Annotated in this window: 17 protein-coding genes; 11 read left to right on the forward strand and 6 right to left on the reverse strand. The window is 40.7% G+C overall.

Annotated features, from left to right (window positions below):
• The first annotated feature begins 9 nt into the window (after positions 1–9).
• Both PR808_RS15440 and PR808_RS15445 read left to right on the forward strand, forming a co-directional pair.
• On the forward strand, positions 10–3114 hold the full coding sequence (locus PR808_RS15440) for a MexW/MexI family multidrug efflux RND transporter permease subunit (RefSeq protein WP_272539605.1): 3105 nt from the start codon (positions 10–12) through the stop codon (positions 3112–3114).
• Positions 3111–3284 (forward strand): hypothetical protein, encoded by a 174-nt coding sequence (locus PR808_RS15445; protein WP_206086267.1) that lies wholly within the window; start codon positions 3111–3113, stop codon positions 3282–3284. Before PR808_RS15440 ends, PR808_RS15445 begins: the two co-directional genes overlap by 4 nt.
• 56 nt (positions 3285–3340) lie before the next feature.
• Here PR808_RS15445 and arnT read toward each other — a convergent pair whose 3' ends face one another.
• From arnT to PR808_RS15475, 6 genes are all read right to left on the reverse strand, one after another.
• Entirely contained in the window at positions 3341–4984 is a 1644-nt protein-coding gene (gene arnT / locus PR808_RS15450; protein WP_206086266.1) for a lipid IV(A) 4-amino-4-deoxy-L-arabinosyltransferase, read from the reverse strand.
• Positions 4985–5384: 400 nt separating this feature from the next.
• A complete protein-coding gene (locus PR808_RS15455) occupies positions 5385–6659 on the reverse strand; it encodes a bifunctional O-acetylhomoserine aminocarboxypropyltransferase/cysteine synthase (protein WP_206086265.1) in 1275 nt (424 codons plus the stop codon).
• A gap of 298 nt (positions 6660–6957) precedes the next feature.
• Positions 6958–8217, reverse strand: a complete 1260-nt coding sequence (locus tag PR808_RS15460) for an aromatic amino acid transport family protein (RefSeq protein WP_206086264.1) — start codon at positions 8215–8217, stop codon at positions 6958–6960.
• A gap of 277 nt (positions 8218–8494) precedes the next feature.
• Positions 8495–9853 carry an anaerobic C4-dicarboxylate transporter DcuC gene (gene dcuC, locus PR808_RS15465; protein WP_206086263.1) on the reverse strand — a complete coding sequence of 453 codons (1359 nt, stop codon included), beginning with the start codon at positions 9851–9853 and terminating at the stop codon, positions 8495–8497.
• A 290-nt stretch (positions 9854–10143) separates the two neighbouring features.
• A complete protein-coding gene (locus tag PR808_RS15470) occupies positions 10144–10602 on the reverse strand; it encodes a regulatory protein RecX (RefSeq protein ID WP_206086262.1) in 459 nt (152 codons plus the stop codon).
• A gap of 63 nt (positions 10603–10665) precedes the next feature.
• Entirely contained in the window at positions 10666–12123 is a 1458-nt protein-coding gene (locus PR808_RS15475; protein WP_272539606.1) for a DUF4026 domain-containing protein, read from the reverse strand.
• Positions 12124–12376: 253 nt separating this feature from the next.
• Between PR808_RS15475 and PR808_RS15480 the strand changes: the two genes are divergently transcribed.
• The 9 genes from PR808_RS15480 to PR808_RS15520 all read left to right on the forward strand — a co-directional run bounded on the left by PR808_RS15480 (position 12377) and on the right by PR808_RS15520 (position 22742).
• Complete coding sequence (locus PR808_RS15480) at positions 12377–12559, forward strand: hypothetical protein (protein ID WP_206086260.1); 183 nt, start codon at positions 12377–12379, stop codon at positions 12557–12559.
• 231 nt (positions 12560–12790) lie between these two features.
• Positions 12791–13777 (forward strand): hypothetical protein, encoded by a 987-nt coding sequence (locus tag PR808_RS15485; RefSeq protein ID WP_272539607.1) that lies wholly within the window; start codon positions 12791–12793, stop codon positions 13775–13777.
• Positions 13777–14922 carry a BamA/TamA family outer membrane protein gene (locus tag PR808_RS15490; RefSeq protein ID WP_272539608.1) on the forward strand — a complete coding sequence of 382 codons (1146 nt, stop codon included), beginning with the start codon at positions 13777–13779 and terminating at the stop codon, positions 14920–14922. Before PR808_RS15485 ends, PR808_RS15490 begins: the two co-directional genes overlap by 1 nt.
• Entirely contained in the window at positions 14922–16067 is a 1146-nt protein-coding gene (locus PR808_RS15495; protein ID WP_206086257.1) for a DUF4056 domain-containing protein, read from the forward strand. Before PR808_RS15490 ends, PR808_RS15495 begins: the two co-directional genes overlap by 1 nt.
• Positions 16068–16557: 490 nt before the next feature.
• Positions 16558–17364, forward strand: a complete 807-nt coding sequence (locus PR808_RS15500) for a protein bax (RefSeq protein WP_206086256.1) — start codon at positions 16558–16560, stop codon at positions 17362–17364.
• 315 nt (positions 17365–17679) lie between these two features.
• Positions 17680–19098: an MBOAT family O-acyltransferase gene (locus tag PR808_RS15505; protein ID WP_272539609.1), complete on the forward strand. Its 1419-nt coding sequence runs from the start codon at positions 17680–17682 to the stop codon at positions 19096–19098.
• A complete protein-coding gene (locus tag PR808_RS15510) occupies positions 19085–20251 on the forward strand; it encodes an SGNH/GDSL hydrolase family protein (protein ID WP_206086254.1) in 1167 nt (388 codons plus the stop codon). The genes PR808_RS15505 and PR808_RS15510 overlap by 14 nt, the downstream gene beginning before the upstream one ends.
• Positions 20223–21449 carry an SGNH/GDSL hydrolase family protein gene (locus PR808_RS15515; protein ID WP_272539610.1) on the forward strand — a complete coding sequence of 409 codons (1227 nt, stop codon included), beginning with the start codon at positions 20223–20225 and terminating at the stop codon, positions 21447–21449. Before PR808_RS15510 ends, PR808_RS15515 begins: the two co-directional genes overlap by 29 nt.
• A 480-nt stretch (positions 21450–21929) precedes the next feature.
• On the forward strand, positions 21930–22742 hold the full coding sequence (locus tag PR808_RS15520) for a helix-turn-helix domain-containing protein (protein ID WP_272539611.1): 813 nt from the start codon (positions 21930–21932) through the stop codon (positions 22740–22742).
• Positions 22743–23005 lie beyond the last annotated feature (263 nt).

The raw sequence follows: 23005 nt of genomic DNA on the forward strand, positions 1-23005 counted from the left end.
GGAGGCGTGATGAAATTTACTGATATTTTTGTACGCCGTCCTGTTTTAGCCTTAGTGGTCAGTGCGTTAATCGTGTTGATTGGCTTATTTGCTCTGAGCAAATTACCCATTCGCCAATACCCACAGCTAGAAAGTGCCACAGTGACGATTACGACACAATATCCTGGCGCATCAGCAAAACTGATGCAGGGGTTTGTCACCCAGCCTATCGCCCAAGCCGTTTCTTCAGTTGAAGGCGTCGATTATTTATCTTCATCTTCTGTACAAGGTAGCAGCCTTGTCACCGTGCGTATGGAATTAAACCGCGACTCAACTCAAGCCCTTGCGCAAGTGATGGCGAAAGTTAACCAAGTGCGCTACAAGTTGCCGAAAGAAGCTTATGACCCAGTCATCGAGTTATCTTCTGGCGAATCAACCGCGGTTGCCTATATTGGGTTTTCAAGTACCGAGTTGTCCATTCCTGCGCTAACCGACTATATTTCTCGTGTGGTCGAGCCGATGTATTCTTCTATTGAAGGCGTCGCGAAAGTACAGGTATTTGGTGGGCAACAACTTGCCATGCGCTTATGGCTTGATGCCGATAAACTAGCTGGCCGCGGGCTTTCTGCTGCTGATGTTGCACAAGCCGTTCGCCAAAATAACTACCAAGCTGCACCAGGTAAAGTCAAAGGCGAATATGTCATTTCTAATGTCTATGTGAATACCGACTTAACTAATGTGGATGAATTCCGTGACTTAGTGATCCGCAATGATGGTAATGGATTAGTTCGCTTAAAAGATGTTGGCACCATTGAACTCGGAGCCGCCTCGACAGAAACGAGTGGCTTAATGAATGGTGAACCCGCAATTTACCTCGGTTTGTTTGCAACCCCAACAGGCAACCCACTTGTCATCGTTGATGGCATGAATAAATTAATGCCAGATATTGATAAAACTTTGCCACCAGGAGTGAAAGTGGAAATGGCCTTTGAAACTTCACGGTTTATTAAGGCCTCTATCGACCAAGTTATCAATACGTTAGTCGAAGCTTTGCTAATCGTTATTGCCGTAATTTACCTATGTTTAGGCTCAATTCGCAGCGTGATTATTCCTATCTTAGCCATTCCTTTATCCATGCTGGGTGCTGCGGCTCTTATGATGGCTTTTGGCTTTAGTATCAACTTATTAACCTTACTAGCAATGGTTTTAGCGATTGGACTGGTGGTCGATGATGCCATCGTGGTGGTAGAAAACGTCCATCGCCATATTGAAGAAGGGGAATCCCCTGTATTAGCTGCCTTAATTGGTGCCCGAGAAGTGGCAGGGCCCGTCATTGCGATGACTATTACCTTAGCCGCCGTTTATGCGCCTATTGGTTTGATGTCTGGCCTAACGGGCGCGTTATTTAAAGAATTCGCCCTAACGCTTGCAGGTGCGGTGATTGTTTCTGGTATCGTGGCATTGACCCTTTCCCCTGTCATGAGCTCCTTTATGCTGAACTCAAAACAGAATGAAGGCCGCATGGCACGGATGGCAGAAAAATTCTTCACCACACTGGCGCACTATTATACCATTTTATTGAATTTTTCGTTAAAAAACCGTTGGATAACGGGTGTGATTGCCGTGGCGGTATTCATCAGCTTGCCAATGCTTTACCAATCCGCACCGCGCGAATTAGCCCCTGTTGAAGACCAATCGAGCGTATTAACCGCGATTAAGTCCCCACAACATGCCAACCTTGAGTATGTCGAACGGTTTTCTCGTAAATTACATGATGTTTTCATGGAGCTACCTGAAACCGAAAGTACGTGGATTATTAACGGAACTGATGGCCCTTCCGCCAGTTTTGGAGGTACCAACTTGTCTTCTTGGGAAAAACGGGATAGACCGGCTTCTGCTATTCAAACGGATTTACAGGGGCGCGTTGGCGATGTGGAAGGAAACAGTATTTTTGTTTTCCAATTACCAGCCTTACCTGGTTCAACAGGCGGATTGCCGATTCAAATGGTGTTAAGAAGCCCGCAAGATTACTCGGTGCTATATAAAACCATGGAAGAAATCAAACAACAAGCGCGGGAAAGTGGTTTATTTATGGTCGTGGACAGTGACCTCGACTATAACAACCCTGTGGTAGAAGTACGCATTAACCGTTCTAAAGCCAACAGTTTAGGCATTCGCATGCAAGATATTGGTGAATCCCTGACTTTATTAGTCGGCGAAAACTATATTAACCGCTTTGGGATGGATGGCCGTTCTTACGATGTGATCCCACAAAGTATGCGCAACCAACGCCTGACGCCAGAAGCGCTTTCACGCCACTATGTCAAAGCAGAAACTGGCTCAATGATACCGTTATCTACGGTAGTAGATATTCATACACAAGTTGAGCCGAACAAACTGACGCAATTTAACCAACAAAATGCGGCAATATTCCAAGCCATTCCTGCTCCTGGTGTTACTTTAGGACAGGCAGTTGCTTACCTTGATGAAATTGCCAATGAACTTCCAGCTGGCTTTAGCCATGACTGGCAATCCGATTCGCGCCAATATAAACAAGAAGGTAACACCCTCGCCTTCGCCTTTATGGCGGCGCTTATCATTATTTATTTAGTACTCGCAGCGCAATATGAAAGCTTGGTCGACCCGCTGATCATTCTTATCACTGTACCATTATCGATTTGTGGTGCACTAATCCCACTATCCTTGGGCTATGCCACACTAAATATTTATACCCAAATCGGCCTTGTGACCTTGATTGGTTTAATCAGTAAGCATGGAATATTGATGGTGGAATTTGCCAATGAATTACAGGCTAATGAAGGATTAGACCGCCGTCATGCCATTTTAAAAGCCGCGCAAATTCGTTTACGCCCAATTTTAATGACAACAGCGGCCATGGTGATTGGCTTGGTGCCGTTGTTATTCGCCACGGGTGCGGGTGCTAACAGCCGCTTTGGCCTCGGGTTAGTCATTGTCACAGGGATGTTAGTTGGGACACTATTTACGTTATTTGTTCTACCAACCATTTATTCAGTATTAGCACGCAATCACAGTGCTACCACATTGACACCTAGGCGTTATGAGCTTGCTGAAGCCAATCGCCTGATCAAAGAAACTCAGGAGACTTCACAATGAGAAATACAGCAAGTAACAAGCAAAACCTTCGCCAAACGCCCCATACTGTGGAGATGAATACGATGAGTAACAGTATGGCAATGCTGTTAATTTACCACGGGGTAGCGACTAACACTGGCAAGGCCAGCATTGCAGATAATGAAATAATGACGACTAAACCAACTCGTTAATTAGCCTTTTCAAACCAAACCGCATAATTCATTATGAGTTATGCGGTTTTTCATCACTACCCTTCGTAAAAGGCAAATATCAAATTGCCCTCTCGAATAATTATTGGATTACCAGGAAGCGCATCAACCAATTCATGTTGTGAGCCTTCCACAACGACAGCTACATTTTTGTATTGATGGCTTTCTAACAATGCAGGTAATTGACTCAAGCGATAAAAACGGTTTGCAGCATCAGGATATTGCAGCCCGTAGCCTAATTCCCCCGTTTGATGCAACATCGTAATATCACTGCGTTTTAGCACCCAAGCTAGTGCCGTGCCTAAACCCACATTGTTGGTCAATAATACCGATTTATTTTCCAGTTGATGCGAATACTTGGCGACTAACTTCTGAGGGGTATTGTTACTTGCCACATAATTTGGGATCACATGGCCCACACTTAAACTAATCGCTACCGTACATACAGCGGCTAAATACCAAAACCGCGGCTTCATTGAAATAAAAGCAACCACTAGCCAAAAAATAAAGGCCCCTGCCGCCAACCCTAATTTATAGCTTTCATCTGCCTGATAAATATTAATTTTAGGTATATATGGTGATGCAATGATTACGCCCGCAGCCAGCCCGCCAATCACCATATTAATCACCGCGTTTGCACGGATGGCGAGTGTTTTTTTCTCTGTTAGCATTTTTTCAATATACGCAGCCATTAAGATCGCGATGGGTGCAATACACGGCAAAATATACGTGAGTAGCTTACCTTTAGTGATGCTAAAAAAAATAAACGGCGCAAGGAACCATAATAAGAAATAAAAATGCATCCCTTTTTGCTGCCATGCTTGGCGCAAAGCACCAAATAAGTAACCTAACCACGGCAAAACTGCCGCCATCATGATAGGAATATAAAACCAAAATGGGGATTTGTTTTGAGCGTTATCAGCCATAAACCGCTGAATATGTTCGACCCAGAAGAAATAACGCCAAAAATCAGGTTCACGGCTGGCAATCACAAATGCCCATGGCAAGCAAACCACAAAGGCCGTGAAAATCGACACAAATGAAAAAACAAAAACGTCTTTAAATTTTTTAAAATAAATTCCAGCGACTGAACACACTAACACTGGCAAAACTAAAACTAAGAACCCCTTCGTTAATACCCCTAAACCACAGGCCACCCCCAGTAAAATATAGGCCAAGAGCTGGTGGGAAAATCGTTTAGTGGTCAACCCCCATTGGAAAAAGAAAATCACCATCGTGATAAATGCGGTAACGATAGGGTCAAGAATGTTATAAGTGCCAATGGTAAACACCATCAACATGGAAAGGTAAATAAACGTGGCATTAAACGCGATACGTGGGTTTTTCCACGCCATTTTAGCGCTAAGGTAAACAAATAACCCACTGATTAGTGTACTAAATACAACACCAAGGCGAACAGAAACATTATTTTCACCAAATAACATTTGAAAAATAGCACCAACCCAATAACCAAAAATGGGTTTTTCGAAATAACGAACATCCAGCAGTTCTGGCACACTCCAATTATAACTGATGATTAGTTCACGACTAATTTCAGCATAACGGAGCTCGTCAGGCTGCCATAACAGCCGCCCGTTTAACGGCAAAAAATAGGTTGCAACAATAAATACAAATAGTAGACACCACTTAAGGCAGGCAATTTTATTATTTGCCATAATCATCTCATCTCAACCATTCTTGTTATTAATATTTAATACTTTTAAGCTGTTAGCGTGAAAGCAACGCTTGCCATTTTCTATTAGGTTATTATCATTGCGACAATTAAACCCCGCATAAACAAATCAATGATTACCCTGTTTTTCACATTGATATTTATAAACAATCAATAAATGAATGAATGAATACCACATTTTATTCATCTTAAAAAAGAGATAAGAATCGAGTGTTAAGACTCGTTATATAAAAAATAGTTCATTCACGAAGGGGGATTCTATTAATATTTAAAAATTAATTAATTCTTAATGTTTAAAATTAAAATAAAAACCTTTTTATTTACGCTCAAACAAAAAAAACCAGTCATGGTATTACCCATAACTGGTTTTTCTTGATAACAACTAACAACTATTTTGCAGCGACTAAGGCTTGCTCAAGGTCTGCAAGAATATCGTCAATATGTTCAATCCCGATAGATAAACGGATCATATCTCGTGAAACACCTGCTTGGGCGAGCTCTGCATCATTTAACTGACGATGAGTTGTGGATGCAGGGTGACACGCCAGTGACTTGGCATCACCAATATTCACCAGCCGAACAATCAGTTGCAGTGCATCAATAAAACGAGCCCCTGCTTCTTGTCCGCCTTTAATACCGAACGACATAATGCTCGCAGGCTTACCGTTCATGTATTTCTGCGCTAACGCGTGCTCGGGATTACTGGGTAATCCCGCATATTTAACCCACTCTACTTGAGGGTGTTTTTCAAGAAAATTAGCCACTTTTAGCGCATTTTCTGTGTGTCTGTCCATTCTTAATGCCAAGGTTTCTAAACCTTGTAAAATCAAGAATGAATTAAATGGGGATAATGCAGCCCCCGTTCCACGTAAAGGGGCAACACGGCAACGAGCAATAAAGGCTGCTGCACCAAAGTGTTCAGTATAACTGACTCCGTGGTAAGCCACATCGGGCTCAATCAGTAGTGAGAAACGATTTGGATATTGTGTCCATGGGAATTTCCCAGAGTCAACGACCATACCGCCCAGTGATGTACCATGACCGCCAATATACTTAGTCAATGAGTGAACAACAATATCCGCGCCATGTTCAAAAGGTCGGCATAAATACGGCGTTGCGACCGTATTGTCCACAATGAGTGGTACGCCATGACGATGTGCAACTTCCGCCAGCGCAGCAATATCGACAATAAACCCAGCGGGGTTCGAAATAGACTCACAAAAAACTGCACGGGTTTTTTCATCAATCAGCGCTTCTAATGCCGCTAAATCATCGTGTTCTGCGAAACGAGTTTCAATCCCTAAGCGAGGCAAAGCATGAGCTAATAAGTTATAAGTTCCGCCATACAGCTTTGCAACAGAAACTATGTTATCCCCAGCTTGAGCAATAGTTTGAATCGCGTAGGTAATCGCCGCCATCCCAGAGGCAACCGCCAGCCCAGCGACACCGCCTTCCAGTGCAGCAACACGTTTTTCCAGCACATCATTAGTCGGGTTCATAATTCGCGTGTAAATATTACCCGCAACTTTTAAATCGAACAGATCCGCACCATGCTGCGTATCATCAAAAGCATAAGAGGTGGTTTGGTAAATCGGAACGGCGACAGACTTCGTTGTCGGGTCTGGAGAGTAGCCGGCGTGAATCGATAATGTTTCTAATTTCATTTGTTATCCTTGTTATGATGCACTGGAAAAACACTGCCAGATTAGGTATCGAGTAAGAGGTTCGATGCTGTGTTAACACTAGATATTACCTAAGACTCTTTGATAGACAACTATCTGAACTTGAAATTATTTCATATGAGTTAGTTCATTTTGTTATAACTGTGCGTGATTTTCATCCTCTTCATCTTAACCATCAGGTTATATCAATGTCGATGCTTATAACCTATTGCATCTTGATATAAAAAAAGCCACGCCCCGTAAGGCAGTGGCTTTCTCTGTACGTTATTTTCTCAGATATTTACTGAAACGCGCCGTAAATAACCGATGTAATAGAAGCTAATCCGCAGATAAAGGTAAAAATTTGCGCCAGTTTTGATGTGCTAAATTTCTTCATTGCAGGAATAATATTCATCGATACTACAGGCAAAATGAACAGGATAGCAGCAATCATTGGTGCCCCCATCGTTTCAATCATGCCTAAAATACTTGGGTTACGAATGGTGACAATCCATGTAGTAATCACGATAAACAGCATCGATACCATTTCAATTTTCTTTAGTGAGAAAGAAGAACGTGATTTGATTAAACCCACTAAACCTTCATGAGCCCCTAAAAAGTGCCCAAAATAACTTGATACGATTGCGGCGAAGGCAACAATTGGGCCTAAATAAGACAGAATCGGGGATGGATTAATATTCGCAATATGCGATAACACACTGATATTTTGTTCTTTGGCAATAGCCAGTTCCGCTGGGCTCAACGATAGCACCACAGAGAAAACGAAGAACATCACAAAACCCGTGAGCATCAGAGCTGCGCCACCAGTGATCATATCAGTTTTGATAATTGCCTTATCACCAAATTGTTGACGTTGGTCTTTGGTAAATTGGCTAATGATTGGGCTGTGGTTAAATGAGAATACGATCAATGGGATCGCCATCCACACCACAACTGGCATTGAACCCCAGTCTGGTGCGACTTCTAGCATTGACATATTCCATTCAGGAATTAAATACAAAGATAGTGCTAATAAAATAAATACCAGCGGGTAGACCATAAGCGAGGTCAGCTTTAACATTAAATCACGGCCAAAAACCACGCCTGCTGTCATTGCTGCAATCAAAACACCCGATAATAACCAACGTGGAAGCGGGTCCATACCGATTTGATTCACGAGGAAAGAATCGACCGTATTTGTTATCCCAACACCATAAATTAATACAATTGGGTAAATCGCAAAGAAATAGGCAAAAGTAATAATATTTGCGCCTGTTTTACCGAAATGCTCTTCAACGGTATCGGTAATATCTGCATTTGGATTTTTAGATGATAAAACAAAACGTGCAAGCCCTTTATGTGCTAGCCAAATCATTGGCGTTGCAATCAATGCCAACACGACTAATGGCCAAAACCCCCCAGCTCCCGCTTTGATAGGTAAAAATAAAACGCCTGCCCCAACTGCGGTACCGAATAAAGAAAGTACCCACGTAAAATCCTTATACGTCCATTTACTTACTGGCTTATCCGTAGCAACCACTGCTTTTTCAATTGTGCTCATAGTGTATTTTTCATCATTAACGTTATTAAAAAAAGATGAGCCGATTTTGCATTAAATGCGTACCAGTACCTAATTTAATCGCGTTATTTCACTCAACTTTTTGGCGTAGATCTCGTTAATAACGTTAAACAAAAAAATGAGTTGTCATTGTTCTGCTAAAAAATATTTTCCTACGTTATTAAAATAGTATTTTTTATATATAAAGCATTTAATTTCATGCAAACAAAAAAATGGCTGGGTAAAGTTAACCCAGCCATTTATGGCAATCATTAAAAATTTACAGATGAATAGGGACTAAAATTTCAGTAGCAATAACCACAACAACCAAGCCCACTAAGACTGGAACTGAAGTTCTTTTCACTACTTCAAACGGTGAAATTTTTGCCATACCAGAAACTGCAACCACAACCCCTGAAACTGGGGACAAAGTACGTCCCAAGTTAGATGCTTGTAGCATTGGAATAACCAAGTAAGCAGGGTTAACTCCCATTTGTTTTGCTAAGTGTGGGATTAATTCCACAAAAGCATAAAATGGCGCATTACCTGAACCCGTAGTCATCGCCGCTAACATGGTGATAATCACTAATGCAATCATCATCACAATAGCGCCTGACCCAAAAGATTGTGCAAGGTTAATCAACCCTGAAATAAAGCCAATTGTGCTTAGACCTTGCGCAAATACCCCAGCAGCCACTAACAGCATGACCACCGTTGCAAATGCATCCGCCATGCCTTTATAGCAAACTTCCAAACCACCATAGACGTGTTTAGCACTGAAACTGCGTAAAAATTCAATAATTGCAGCTAAAATAATACAGCCAACAATAATCGTAACAATGTGCAATTCAGGTGCCCATTTTCCGTCAAACACTAACACGCCAATAATGGGTGTGAAAGGTAAGATGGCATAGAAAGAAGGCGCATGAGTTTTGATCTCATTCACATCTAACATTTCTGTTTTAACGTGCTCTTTTTTATCGAGATAACGTTGCCAGAAGAAATGTGCAATCGACATCGCAACAATCGCAGCGATGGAAATCGGTAATGTGGTTTTAAAGGCAAAATCAATTAATGGCATTTCTGCAGCTTGTGCCGCCAAGATCACGTCACCCGATGTTGGAGCCAAAATAATTGCAGCAGGTGAAGCACAAATTGCAGCAGCTGCACCGCGGCTGATCCCAACGTTTACCATCACGGGGAATAAGGTTGCCATTAATAGCACCCCTAAGCCAGTTGCCGATGAAACCGCCAGTGACATCAAACATGCTACAATATAAGCCGCTACCATTAATAAATACGGTGAGTTGATCATTTTCAGTGGTTTCGACGCGATTTTTACCACGACATCGTTGGCACCAATGTGTGTCATATACGACGCAAACCCACAAAGCACCATGATCATCATACCAAGGTCACCACCTCGGCTCATTAGGAGGAATTTAATGTATTCCAGAATGTCTGTTACACGCCACCCCGTCGTTGGAACAGAACCAGGTAAAATACTTTTTCCCATAATAGCGGTAATAATCAGCAGTAAAATACCGCCTGTCATTAACACGCCCGTTGCCGAATACCCTTTGATGATATAACGCCCAACTCCAATGGCGACAATGACGCCGATTAAGAGCTCAATCATTTGTTTCTCCTGCCTGTCTTATTTTGTAATTATAAAAAAAATTACTCTGCCTAATAGTTAAGCAAAATTCACTGACGATGATCATGTCAGCAGATGTTTTTTAATATAGAAATGAGTAAAAATACAAGAGAAATAAATAATAAATCTTTTTACTAACTTACTTTGCAGATAATTTTATCGATTATTATTTGAACACTGGAGGATAAGGCTTTTATTCATAAGGAAATGATGAGCGTGATAGGCCAACTTAACAACATGTCTGTTTATCATCGCTAATTAAATACGTAAATTTACCCATTAAAGAGTTCGTAAATCATATCACCAAAAAAACCGCGATATTGTAGATAACGAATTTGCTTACTTTTCTCTTTAAAATCATCGGGCAATACATCACCAAATTTTTTGTTGCGCACTTCAGCTGCTTTTTCAAACCAATCCACCTCAATATTGGCAAGATGTTGGTCGACAAGTGTTTGAGAAAACCCCTTTTGGCGCATTTCTTGTTTGATACGTAGCGGCCCGTAACCTTTACGTACATAGCCTTGCAGTAATAGAGCAACCACACGGTTATCATCGAGAAAATGTTGCTCGCTTAATCTATCCAACACCTGTTCAATCACTGTTTCATCAATGATGCCGTCATTTTTTTCGTACATACGCCGTTTCATCCGAGCAAATAACTCAGCTTTTCCATAATCACGGCGTGAAAGCATAAACAGGGCGTATTGGTAAAGATCAGATTCATTCATCAAATTAAGCTTTTAACTGTCAATTGGGCGCATTGCGCGCCCAGTCTATCATGCCAAACGCGACTAATGAACTTGTGCGCCACTAAGCAACTTGTAAATCGTGTCAGGGGTGTAGCTGCCGTCTTGGAAATAAATTGTCCAATCCGTAATGTCATCACGGGTTAATGGATAAACCTCCCCTTCTTGCATTGTTTGCACATAGAAAGGATGGTTGATTAAGCGCCCTTCAAATTGATCCCCATTCCATGAGACAGGCTCAAACCACATGTGTTCATGGCCATCAAAGTCCTCTTCCGCATCGTGATAACCAATGCCACACTTCACCAAGAAACGCCATTCTGACCCTTGTTCTTCATCATTTTTACCGAGGAACTTAGCAAAGAAACCTTTTTTCTGCACCGCGGGTTTCGGGCCATAGTTATCCAACATATGGGTGAAATATTCCCAACGCAGCTTCGCTTTACGGGACATATCCGCCGTTTCTTCATCTGTGCGCATAAACATCATCGCATTTTGCTCTTCAAACCCTTCAAAGAAACTTTCCAGCGTTGGGTTTTCTTGCGTTACGCGAAATAACATGGCGGACGGGTGCTGGTGAGACTCGTCTCTATCATGCCAATCCCCCATAAAACGTTCAGATGTTTCATCACCAAATTCGAAATTCATCTCTTCCAGCGGTTTTAAATCATCCACTGGCGTTGATTTACCCACGTGCAACAATCCTTCCTCAAAAGGTAATGCCACCAAGTATTCATAACCTGATTGTGTTTGCCCAATAAAAATTGGCTCATTAAAGACAATTTTACCGTGGGTGATGCTGTTATTCACAAAACTCCAAAACAGTTCGGGAATACCATAATAAGAAGAAATCGGATGCGGGATAATAATTTCAGCTTCGGATAACCCACAACGCGCTAAACCATGGGTATGGAACCAGTACATAGTCGGCGCGCGTTCTTCTTCAGGTTTATCTTCGTTATCGTCTTGGTCATAAATCGCATGAACAACATATAAAGAATCAATACTTGGCATTAAATCATCAATTAATTGGAAATTTAACCACTCACGAGTAAAGACTTTCCCTGCCGCTGAAATATCCAGCCCTAATAATAAATCGGGCACTAGAATTTGGATGATTTTTAATTGCTGCAAGTAATTAACCAACGGTTGATCATGGAAAACACACTCGACAATAACCGCTTGTGCCGCAGCACTCGCTTCGGCATAGAGTTCAGGGGTAATGGGGTCAGTCGCAAAATAAGGATTAATTGTATAATCTGGGTCGCTATCCACTAACGCCACATAAAAGCGCAGCTCTTCTTCCCCTTTTTTACAATTAAAGAAAAAACCATCTTCATCAGGAATATAATCAATTTCACCTTCAGTGAAATAGGTTTGTTCTTCTAAACGCTGTTCAAGTAATGCAGAGGTCAATTCAGATGCAGGAATAGCAACCATCATGGAGGCTTCTTTTTCACCTTCACCTGCAGCTGTATCAAGGTAGTATTGTTTATTGTTCATTATTCAGACCCGTTAATAAGTGACTGAGGCGAGGATATCAGCTTATATTCATTAAGAATATTGTGAATATTCTTAACCAATTCAGATTGTGATTTGATCCCTCACATTTCATCTAAGTAGATAAATTATCATTATTCGACAATGATTTATTCTACTTTTCATACGCTATTGGCTAAGGCACAATAGTGCTCTTTCTTTTATTTCCCTTAAAATAACGGGTAAATAACTCCATTCCAATATAGGTGATGAAAATATGGCTGACTTAACAAAAGAACAAAAAGAATACGTTGATGACCTCGCGATGCAGCGTGTTTTCGATATGAATAATGACGATGTATTTGTAAATGCGTTAGAGCAAAAAATCCATCAGATGGAAGATCACCTAAAAGCCTATTTCCATGAGCGTGTCCGTTTTCACCAACAAAATAAGCCATAAACCCATTTTTTATTTAAGCCGATATGGTTCATATCGGCCTTATTCTTTACAACAGAATAACCATCTTAAATATTCCTTCAACATACTTGGGTTAACTTGACTTCGTGGTTTAAAAAGCATTAAGCGCCACCCAAACAATCAACATCAATGATAAAATTCCGACTAATATTGTGAGATTATCAATAAACCGCTTTATACACTTCATGATTCCCTAAATATTGAGTTAACTTTATGAAACGCATTCAACTCAGCACTGCGCTGATCCTTTCATCCTTTATAAGCATTTCTACCAGTTTTGCCGACAGTGACCGCCCTTTATTTTCAGTCACCATGAGTGAGTCTGGTGTCCCTCAAAATAATGGCCAAGGGGGTATTACTCGTTCTTCTTCCTCAGAGTCACGAGTATTGCCTATTTGGGGGGATGAAGCCCGTGCCAGAGGTTATGACTTACCTGAACCTTTTGGGGTGAGCTATGGGTATATGAATCTTCGTCAGGATATTAAAGTTGATAAAATAGGTTTTAGCTCAAGCTCAGGTTTAGACCTTGGTAAAATATTGAATATTGAAACAGGGCATACCCGCAGTAAGAATGAATCTCATATGCTCAAATTGGATGCTTGGGTTCTACCATTTATGAATGTTTATGGCTTATACGGTCATACTAAAGGCACTTCCAAAACCAACTTAAATAATGTAGAAGCTAAGCTCGGGCCACTCACTATCCCCATAGGTAAAGATTTGCCATTCGAACTAGATTACAAAGGGAAATCTTATGGTGGTGGAGTAACTTTCGCTGGTGCTTACAACCAATTTTTCAGCACATTAGATTTTAACTACACAAGGACAAGCCTTGATATTTTAGATGGCGACATTACCGCTTTTGTGGTTACACCAAGAATTGGTTATGAATTTGTTTTTGAACCATTAATTGCAGGACAAGGGAATACAAAAGTTCAAGTTTGGACAGGGGCGATGTACCAAGATATCACTCAACGCTTCAAGGGTGACGTCAGTAAGCTAGATTTACCTCCAGAATTAAACAAGTGGATGATTTTAGCTCCTGATGATACAAAATTCGATGTTAAACAACATCTTGCTCATAAATGGAATAATACTGTTGGGGCACGAGTTGAGCTCACTAGAAACTTTAATGTGTTAACCGAAATTGGTTTTAATAACCGTAATAGCTTCTTTATTTCTGGAGAATTTCGTTTTTAATGAAGCGATTGGCTCTTATACAGGGGCTGGCACTCGCTAGCCTTTTTATGCTCTTTCCTGCAAAAGCAGATATTTTCCCCGAACGCCCGCAAATCGATGGCTGGCTAAATGAGCTTGGGGGAGAAAACCACTTTGATGAAAGCAAAACGATTGATTGGGGCGTTTTGCCTGGCCCATTTTATACCCCAGAAATGGGCATTGGTATTGGCACCGCACTGGTCGGGCTCTACCGAATAGACAAAGACGATAAAACAACACAGCCTTCTTCGATTGGGCTCAGTGGCTTTGCCTCCTCTACAGGTGCTTTTGGTTTAAATTTCACCAATTATAATTTTCTCGATAATGACCAGTGGCGGCTATTTGTCTCTGGCACAATAAACAACGTGCCAACCTATTATTGGGGAAAAGGCTATGCGGCAGGAAAGAATGACCATAATAAAGAAAAGTACCATTCTCAAGAATTTCAAATTACCCCAAGAGCACTTTATAAGCTAACCGATGCTACCTATGTTGGCCTTGGCTGGAACTTTTCATCCATCAATGCCAGTGATCCTGATGATGGCGCAAAAACCTACTTTGCAAAATCCGTGGGTGGACGGTCAGTCTTAAATTCAGGGATCAGCGCTTACTATAGCTTTGATACCCGCGATTTTTTACCCAACGCACATAAAGGCCAAACTTTTGAGGTAGTTTATACTTATTTTGCACCAAGCCTTGGTAGCGATACGCGTTTTCAAACCACACAGTTACAATATGCCTACTATCATGAGCTAACGCCAAACACCGTTGTTGCCCTTGATAACTATGCTCGCTTTGCGACAGGGGATGTACCATGGAACCAGCTTTCCCTATTAGGTAATGGCAACCGCATGCGTGGTTATTACGAAGGGCGTTATCGCGATAACAATATATTCACCAGCCAAATAGAAGTGCGCCAGAAGCTGGATTGGCGCCATGGTGTTGTCGGTTGGTTAGGCACAGGGACGATGAGTGATGCATCATCGGACTTAGGTAAAGGGCACTGGCTACCAACGGTCGGTGTAGGTTATCGATTTGAATTTAAACCAAGAATGAATGTGCGTTTAGATTTTGGCATGGGCCGTAACAGCTCTGGGGTTTATTTTCAGGTGGGAGAGGCATTTTAATGGGTAAGTGGTTGACTGCTCTAAGTTTTACACTATTTTTAGCCGCTTGCCAAAGCCGTGAGCCACTTGAGCTTTCCGCCATAAAACCTGTGTTAACCACATATTCATTCGAAGAAGCACCTCAAGCCTGGCCTGTGGTAACGTCATTGCCTCCTCCACAAGGCTTACGCGCCTGCTGCGCTTTCGGTTATAACCTACAAGCGGAACTGTGGGGGCTCCCCGTTCCATTTTATACTATCGATAATATTGTCGAAGCCGATAAACTTGGCGAACACCATTATAATGATAGTTTTTTGGGTGCATCTGCAGCATTGATGGGGATAAGCAATGAGAAAATTGGCTTACTCTATACTGAGCAAGGCGGATTTATTGATATCTCCCATGTTAGGGATACCGCAGATTATACATTCTATTTGTTCAGCCAAATTTATTCGCGCCTCGGTGAAGCATGGTCACTAACACTCAGTGATGAACTTGCAGGCCGGCAAATCCATTTTAGCGCTTTCACACCGCCGCAATCCCCTGAACAACGCTATACCCTCAGCGCTTATCTTGCCGCGAAGCTTGCTTTTCAGCTAGCGGCTTGGCATGAAATCGCACAATGGTATGGTTATCAATCTGTCCCGGGTTTTTCTGAGGGTATTTCTGCATTTTCACCTGAAGACCTTTACTCGAATCTCCTCGGGGCACGCCTTGCGATGACTTTAATTCTACAGGGACGTGCAGCTTCTTTACCAATTTACTCACAATCAATGGAAGATATTTTACCGTTAGCCCTTGAACAATTAAGCAATACGGATAAAAAAACGACCCAGAAGATGTTTGATAGTGTAGATGGCTTATGGTGGAACAGTTACCGACGCGTACCTGAAAAATTTCTTGTTTTAACAAGGGACTACGAAATAAGTGATAGCCGTTTCCCTCTACTTCCTATGCAAGTGGTACCCACGCAACGCTTAATGCTAACCTTACCAAACCAATACCATCAGTATGATTTATCCTTACTGGCACAACTGCGCTTGCTCCCCACAAAACATATGGCGAATTTACCCATTCCTATTCAGTATTGGACTAAGAACGATTTTTCTTGGTTAGCTGAAGATGCAAAAAAACAGGATTTACAGCAACAAATATTGCAACCATAAACCGTTTTTCCTGCAATTTTAACGCGTCAAATTTCTCATATCTCCACCCATTATTTGGCAAGAAAAAAAGTCATTTCTTTGCACTTTTTTTCGTTATCGAACGTCATTTTTATTTAGCTTAGGTCTTCTCTATCACATCTAAGAAAAGGATGAGTTTCTTATTTTGGCTAAAAAACAACCTATCGATCGCTTATTTTTTAATCAAAATAACCATAAAATAACTGTGCTATTTGTTCGTTTTTCAATCTAATTTAGCTTAAGCGAGAGGAATGGCAAAGGAAACACTGAAGATTTATTTATACATACACATACATGAACATACCATTAATGACTGAAATCTGATTAAAAATCATTTAAAACACAAAAACATAAAAAACACAACAAAATAATACAGTAGTTTTGCTAATGTTGGCTTGATAAATGTAGCTCGTGAAAAATTATTCTGCTACTATTCGCTCGAATTTTGTTCAGAGAAACTTAGGAGAAGCAAATGCCCTCTCGAACGATGAGGACAAAAGCCGTCTTCGCTTTCTTATTTTTATTATTATTTTCGAGCTTAAGTCTCGGCTCCACCAGTACCAGCAAAATGCTCAGTAAAGACTACTCAAGTAGCACTGTGCAAAATGTCAGTCAGGCTAAAACCTCACTGCCTGATTTGCGAAAATATCCCTCTGGTACGCCACGAAAGAAAGCATTTTTGAAAACGGTTGTCCCTGTAATTGAAAAAGTGAATAAGCAAATTTTGGAAGAACGTAATTGGTTGTTATCCGTTCGTGCAAATAAGAAGTGGAGCGCTCAAGAACTGCGCCGTCTTAGCCAAATTTGTGATAGCTATGGTGTGAAGTGTAGTAACCCAAAACGCATTAATTGGGACAAACTACTTAGTCGTGTTGACATCATGCCGACGCACTTAGTTGCAACACAAGCAGCAACAGAGTCTGGTTGGGGTACATCACAACTCGCTCAACAAAATGGTAATTTATTTGGTATGCGCTGCGGTAGCGGCTGTAAGGCCAACAAAGGTAAGATTAAAGGTTATTCGACCTACTCAACTGTAGAAGAAACAGTAACCGCCTATATGAAAAATATGAATACCCACAATGCTTATGAGTCTCTACGTACATCGCGAGCTAAGCAACGTTTATCAAAAGATGAGTTAGATACCAATAAACTTATCAACGATATGAAAGGGTACTCCGAGTTAGGTTCATCCTATAACCGCTATCTACAAGAAATGTACGCGAGTAACGAAGAATTGATTACACAAGCTCAAAAAAGAGCATCCACTCGCATCTAAATTTTTGTATCACCAGGTACAAGACATAAAAAAATCCACTTTGCTAAGTGGATTTTTTTTATTCTTTTTGAGTCGCATTTATTTGATTTTTGATTTTTTCAGATCTCAAGGGTTGCTCTAAATAGATAAAGTGGTGGCAAGGCGGCAAGAGAAGATATCCCTAGGAACATACACAAGTATGTGACTAGGGTAGCTGAACGCAACCAACAAAGTCACCGCTTTAACTATGACGAGCAATATTCTGATTGCATAGAACCAGATAATAAATATCATAGGCTATCTTCTACCAAAATAATTAACATCTTTGAGTCTAATATGAATTTCTTCTCGTTTGAGTTTCTTGGCTCTTTTTTAATTTTTTTTCTTATTTATTGGGGCTGTCAGCCCAGCGCAAAACTACAAAATGGGCTCTTAATTACTGCTAGTTACTTTTTTGTTTATTCTTTTAGTCCTGACTTTGCTTATATTTTATTTGGCTATACCCTTTTTATCTACTTATTAACTAATTGGATAACGAACTGGCTCTCCAATCGTTGGATTTATGTCATTCTCGCTACAGGTATTATCGGGTGCTTTACGTATTTTAAATATTATTCATTCTTTCAAGAAAGCATCCAACAAACATTAGATAAATTCGGTTTTAGCGTTGGGCTGCCTATTTTAGAAATACTGGCGCCGTTGGGGCTTTCTTTCTATGCCTTTCATTCCGTCAGCTATACGGTTTCAGTGTGTCGAAAAGAGATTCAAAAAGCCGATTTTTTTGATGTAACACTATACCTTGCATTTTTCCCAAGCATCGTTGCTGGCCCGATTAACCGTGCGAAAAACTTTCTTCCGCAAATCCAAGCTGAAACTCGCACAATTCTAGATAGCCGCAAAGCCATCCTCTTAATTTCATTAGCGTTGGTAAAACTTTTCTTATTTAGTTCTTATTTATCTGAAAACTATGTTAACCCTATTTTTGATGCGCCAGTCGGTTATAGCGCAGGAGAGATCCTTATAGCCACCTACGCTTACGCTTGGAATATCTATTTTAACTTTTCAGGTTATACCAACCTTGTCACTGGGATTGCCTTATTATTAGGTTTCAGAGTACCTGTTAACTTTAATGCGCCTTATTTAGCCGCTAATTTAAAAGAGTTTTGGGCTCGTTGGCATATCAGTTTATCCACCTTTATTCGCGATTATATTTATATCCCCCTTGGTGGCAACCGCAAAGGTTTCAGCCGAATGAATACTAACGTCTTCCTTGCAATGGTCATTTCAGGGCTCTGGCATGGCGCGGCAATGACATTTGTCGTATGGGGTGCAATTCATGGCTTAGGGATTGTATTACTCAACCTTAAGACTTTGTGCATGGAAAAGTTGGGGTGGACAAAAGTTATTCCTAACAAAACGCTATCCATTTGGGTTTCGCGGATTATTACGTTCCATTTTGTCTGTTTTGCGTGGATTTTTTTCCGCAGTCAATCCTTTGATGACGCAATATTAATGCTCAACCAAATCATTGCGCCAGGCTTTATTGCTTCTATTCAAGCCAGCCTTGGTTTGTTAATTGCGTTCTGGGTCTTATTAATTGCTTATCCTTATTTTGTGCAAGGTTACCATGTTGTCGCGAAACATTATCAAAGCGTGCCTTGGTATTATTACCCTATTCCCCTTGCCATTATTTTAACGATTATGTTTATGCTTTCGCCTTCAGGAATGCCGGGGTTCATTTATGCTAACTTCTGAGTTTAAAAAGACCCTCGTTAAAATGGTTCAGGTGCTGTTAATTGTCTTAGTGGCAGGTTTACTCTTGATTTGGTTAAACCAAAGCTCTCTAGAGCGTTTCTGGCAGCAGAAATACCACCAAGATACCCCATGGGCAAAAATGGCAGGTAATCCTATCTGGGATTATGGGGCTTCTTTGCATGATGGCGCGTTAGAAGCGGGAACAACATTTGCTTATCATGCATCAGGGCAAAAGGCCAAAGAAGAGAAAGAAGCGACGCAGCTCGCGCTGGAAAACCAAGGCAAAAAACGAGTCTTTCCAACGGATTTCCAAGTGGGTCTGCACTTTCTTCATGGCTACACTTACCCAGCAGAAAGCTTGTCTGTCACTTTTCCTGAATTACTGAAACGCCCACAAGCCAGAGAAAAAGCAAAAGGGGTTAATTTTAGCGGCTTGGCTATCAAAAATAATCAGCCGATTGTTGCCAAACACATCGCCAATATCGAAAAAGATCAGAAGGTGTTATTTGCTGGTGATTCGATGATGCAAGGCGTTGCTCCTCATGTGAAAAATATGCTGTTGAAAAAGTATAATATCGATAGCATTAATTTAAGTAAGCAGAGCACGGGGCTCGCTTACCCACGCTTTTTCAACTGGCCACAGACTATTGCCAAAGCGTTGAATGACAATCCAAATATTAAAGTATTAGTGGTATTTTTAGGGCCTAATGATCCTTGGGATATGCCACCACAAACAGGTTATAAATACGTCAAATTTAAGAGTGAAGATTGGGAAAATGTTTACCGTGAGCGGATTAGTGATATAATATCCACCGCCCGCCAGCACAATGTTGATGTTATTTGGGTTGGCCCCCCTAATATGCGTAAAAATACGCTATCTGATGGTATGAAATTCTTACGAAGCCTCTACCAATCTGAAGTCGAGAGCAACGGTGAAATCTACTTCTCCGTCAATGATGTCTTTAAATATAAAGGCGATACCTACTCTGACTATATCGGCGATGAAAGCAGCACAATTAAATTACGAAGTGGTGATGGCATTCATTTCAGCGGAAAAGGCCAACAGCTCATCGCGGAAAAAGTATTTTCTCTGATCCACTTCGTAGAGGAAGAAAAGGAACCTCATGAAACTGAACAACCTGCGTCAAGCTAAGTCCAAAATTTTGGCTGGTAGCGTTATTGCGCTGCTGTCATTAGGCTTATTGTCTTGCCAGAACACATCAGACAAAACGCGAACACCGAGCTCGACGAAAGGTCAGGACGCGGTTGAGCGAGGGCAACTTGTAAATAACGCAGAACCAAACCTGCGTCAATTTGCCAATAAATTGCACCAAGGCAACCAGCAAGTGCACATTGTCCAAATTGGTGACTCTCATACTGCTGCTGATTTTTTCAGTGGCAATCTGAGAACGTTATTTCAGCAACGCTACGGTGATGCAGGCCCTGGTTTTATCCCACCAATTTCAGTACCAGGTCAACGCACTGCAACCATTAACCGCATGAGCGAGAAAAAAGAGTGGTCGCTATCTTCAAGCCGTAAAGATGAACGCTTTGATTACCCACTAGGCGGCTTTATTGCAGAGCCCCAAGCAGTGAACAGCAATGTATTGTTAAAACCATTACAGCCCGCGCAGGGGGCTTATCAGTTACAGGCGCTATATCAAGGTTCAAATGATTCACAAATGCGTGTATCCCCCGCAGCTTCCCCAAATGTGGCGTTACCTGCAACAGGGAACCAGTGGCGCTTCTCAACGCCAGTAAATACCCAGTTACCTGCGCAGATTTCCGTGAGCAAAGATAACAACCTAAAAATTGGCGGTTGGTTAGTGCGCTCAACAAAACCAGGCGTGATGGTGTCTGCACTGGGAATTAACGGCGCGACATTAACGATGGTCGATAAATGGCAGCCTCAGTGGAGCGAAACGTTAGCACAAATGTCCCCTGATATGATCATTTTGGCCTACGGTACCAACGAAGCATTTAATGACACATTAGATTTAGCCGCTTATGAGCAAAATTTGCGGGCGAAAATACGCTTAATCCGCCAGCAAATGCCAAATAGTGTAATTCTATTGGTCGGCCCGAATGATTCACTAAAATTTAGTCAGGCGGCAAGTTGCCAAGCACAAATGCCCGTGAACTTACTGAATGTGATTCAAATTCAAAAAACCGTCGCTGCGCAAGAAAACACGCTGTTTTGGGACTGGCAAGCCTTTATGGGTGGCCCTTGCTCAATTCGCTCATGGGCAGCGCAAGATTTAGCACGACCGGATAATGTCCATTTGTCTGTTGATGGTTATAAAAAGAGCGCACAAGGGCTATATAGCCAATTAAATCAAATATTGAATTAGCAGCGTCTTTATTTCCCCAATAATAAATTTCAGAATTAGCGCTAAATTTCCCCCTCAATATTAGAGAAATCTCTTACTGAGGGGCACATCACTCTTTGTACTATTCTTATTCCAATTTGGATTTCTTCTGACTTATTTATATTTAACTAAATTCCGATTTATTAAAATAATAAAAATCACAATAAAAACAGTACATTGAAATGGATTTCATCAGATAACCCATGATTATCTTTGATTTTTTTTTCGGCTTATAAAACATAAAAAATAACGATTTTTAATTAAATAAACTCATGCGATATAAAACTAGTATCCCATCTCATTCAATGAATAACATATTTGTATGTTCAAGCACTATTAATAAGCGATGAATAAAAACCTTAGATATGTGTTCTATTGACTACTCACAGCCGAGATAGATCCCAATCAAACCTATAGGATTTTATGGCTGATTTCTGTGAATGATACTTTTAGGTTTATTTTATGTCGACTACATTCTGTGAAAAATCATTTTACTCATATATTAACTCTTTACCTGATATAGCAAAAAATAGCTTTTATCTGGTGCACTCCCTATTACTAAAAGTCACTACAAATGAAATTAATATACGCATCGAAAATGGGGAATGGCAAACACTCACTCCCTCAAATATCTGTTTTCTTCCTAAAGGCAAGTCTATTGAGATTATCAACAATGATAATTCTCATCCCATCACCGTTGATATACTCCCTATCACCGACGAAATGTTAAAATACTTTTACCTACAACATACTGAGTTTTTGGTTAGCGAAAAAAAAACAAAGCTGAATAATCGGGTCTGTTTTACTAATTTGCATGAAAATCCTATCATTGAAAACGCATTCTTATCTATCAAAAAAGAAATATCAACATCCACTGATAAACATAAGATTAAGATTTACTTGAACTTTATTTTATCATTTTTTCTATTAGTCGATGGATTCATCCCTTCTCTCCATGAATCCATAAATGTATCAATAAAAGACAAAGTGTATGACTTAATTTTTCACAGTACTGGAAAACAGTGCTGTACTTTAGACTCTGTCGCAAAACAATTACACATGAGTGCCTCCACACTAAAACGGCGCCTTGCAAGTGAATATACGAGTTTTTCTAAAATCAGTTTAATGTCGAGAATGAATAAGGCCATGATATTATCTAAAGTTAATAAAATGCCCATGACACGTATTGCACATGAGGTAGGTTATGATGATATCCCTTTTTTCATGTCAACGTTTAAAAATTACTACCGTAGCCAACCTTCTCCTCTTTTATAATTTTTACTCTCCATCGGTATCTACAAAATGGATAAATCTGCCTACATTTATTGTCTTTTATCAAAATTATTGAGCAAAATAATTTATTGATTTTAGCTGATAACTCGCTTTGCCAACAGCCAAACACCACCTTAAAATAAGGTGGTGTTTGGCTTTATTAAAAGTGAATATCTTCTGTCGACAAATTATTATCAATCTCTGGTAACTGCATGAAAGCGGACGCCAGTTCATTAGCCTTTGTAGGAGGCAAACTGCTATTTAAA

It is taken from the genome of Providencia sp. PROV197 (assembly GCF_028479625.1).
Classification (GTDB): Bacteria; Pseudomonadota; Gammaproteobacteria; order Enterobacterales; family Enterobacteriaceae; genus Providencia; species Providencia vermicola.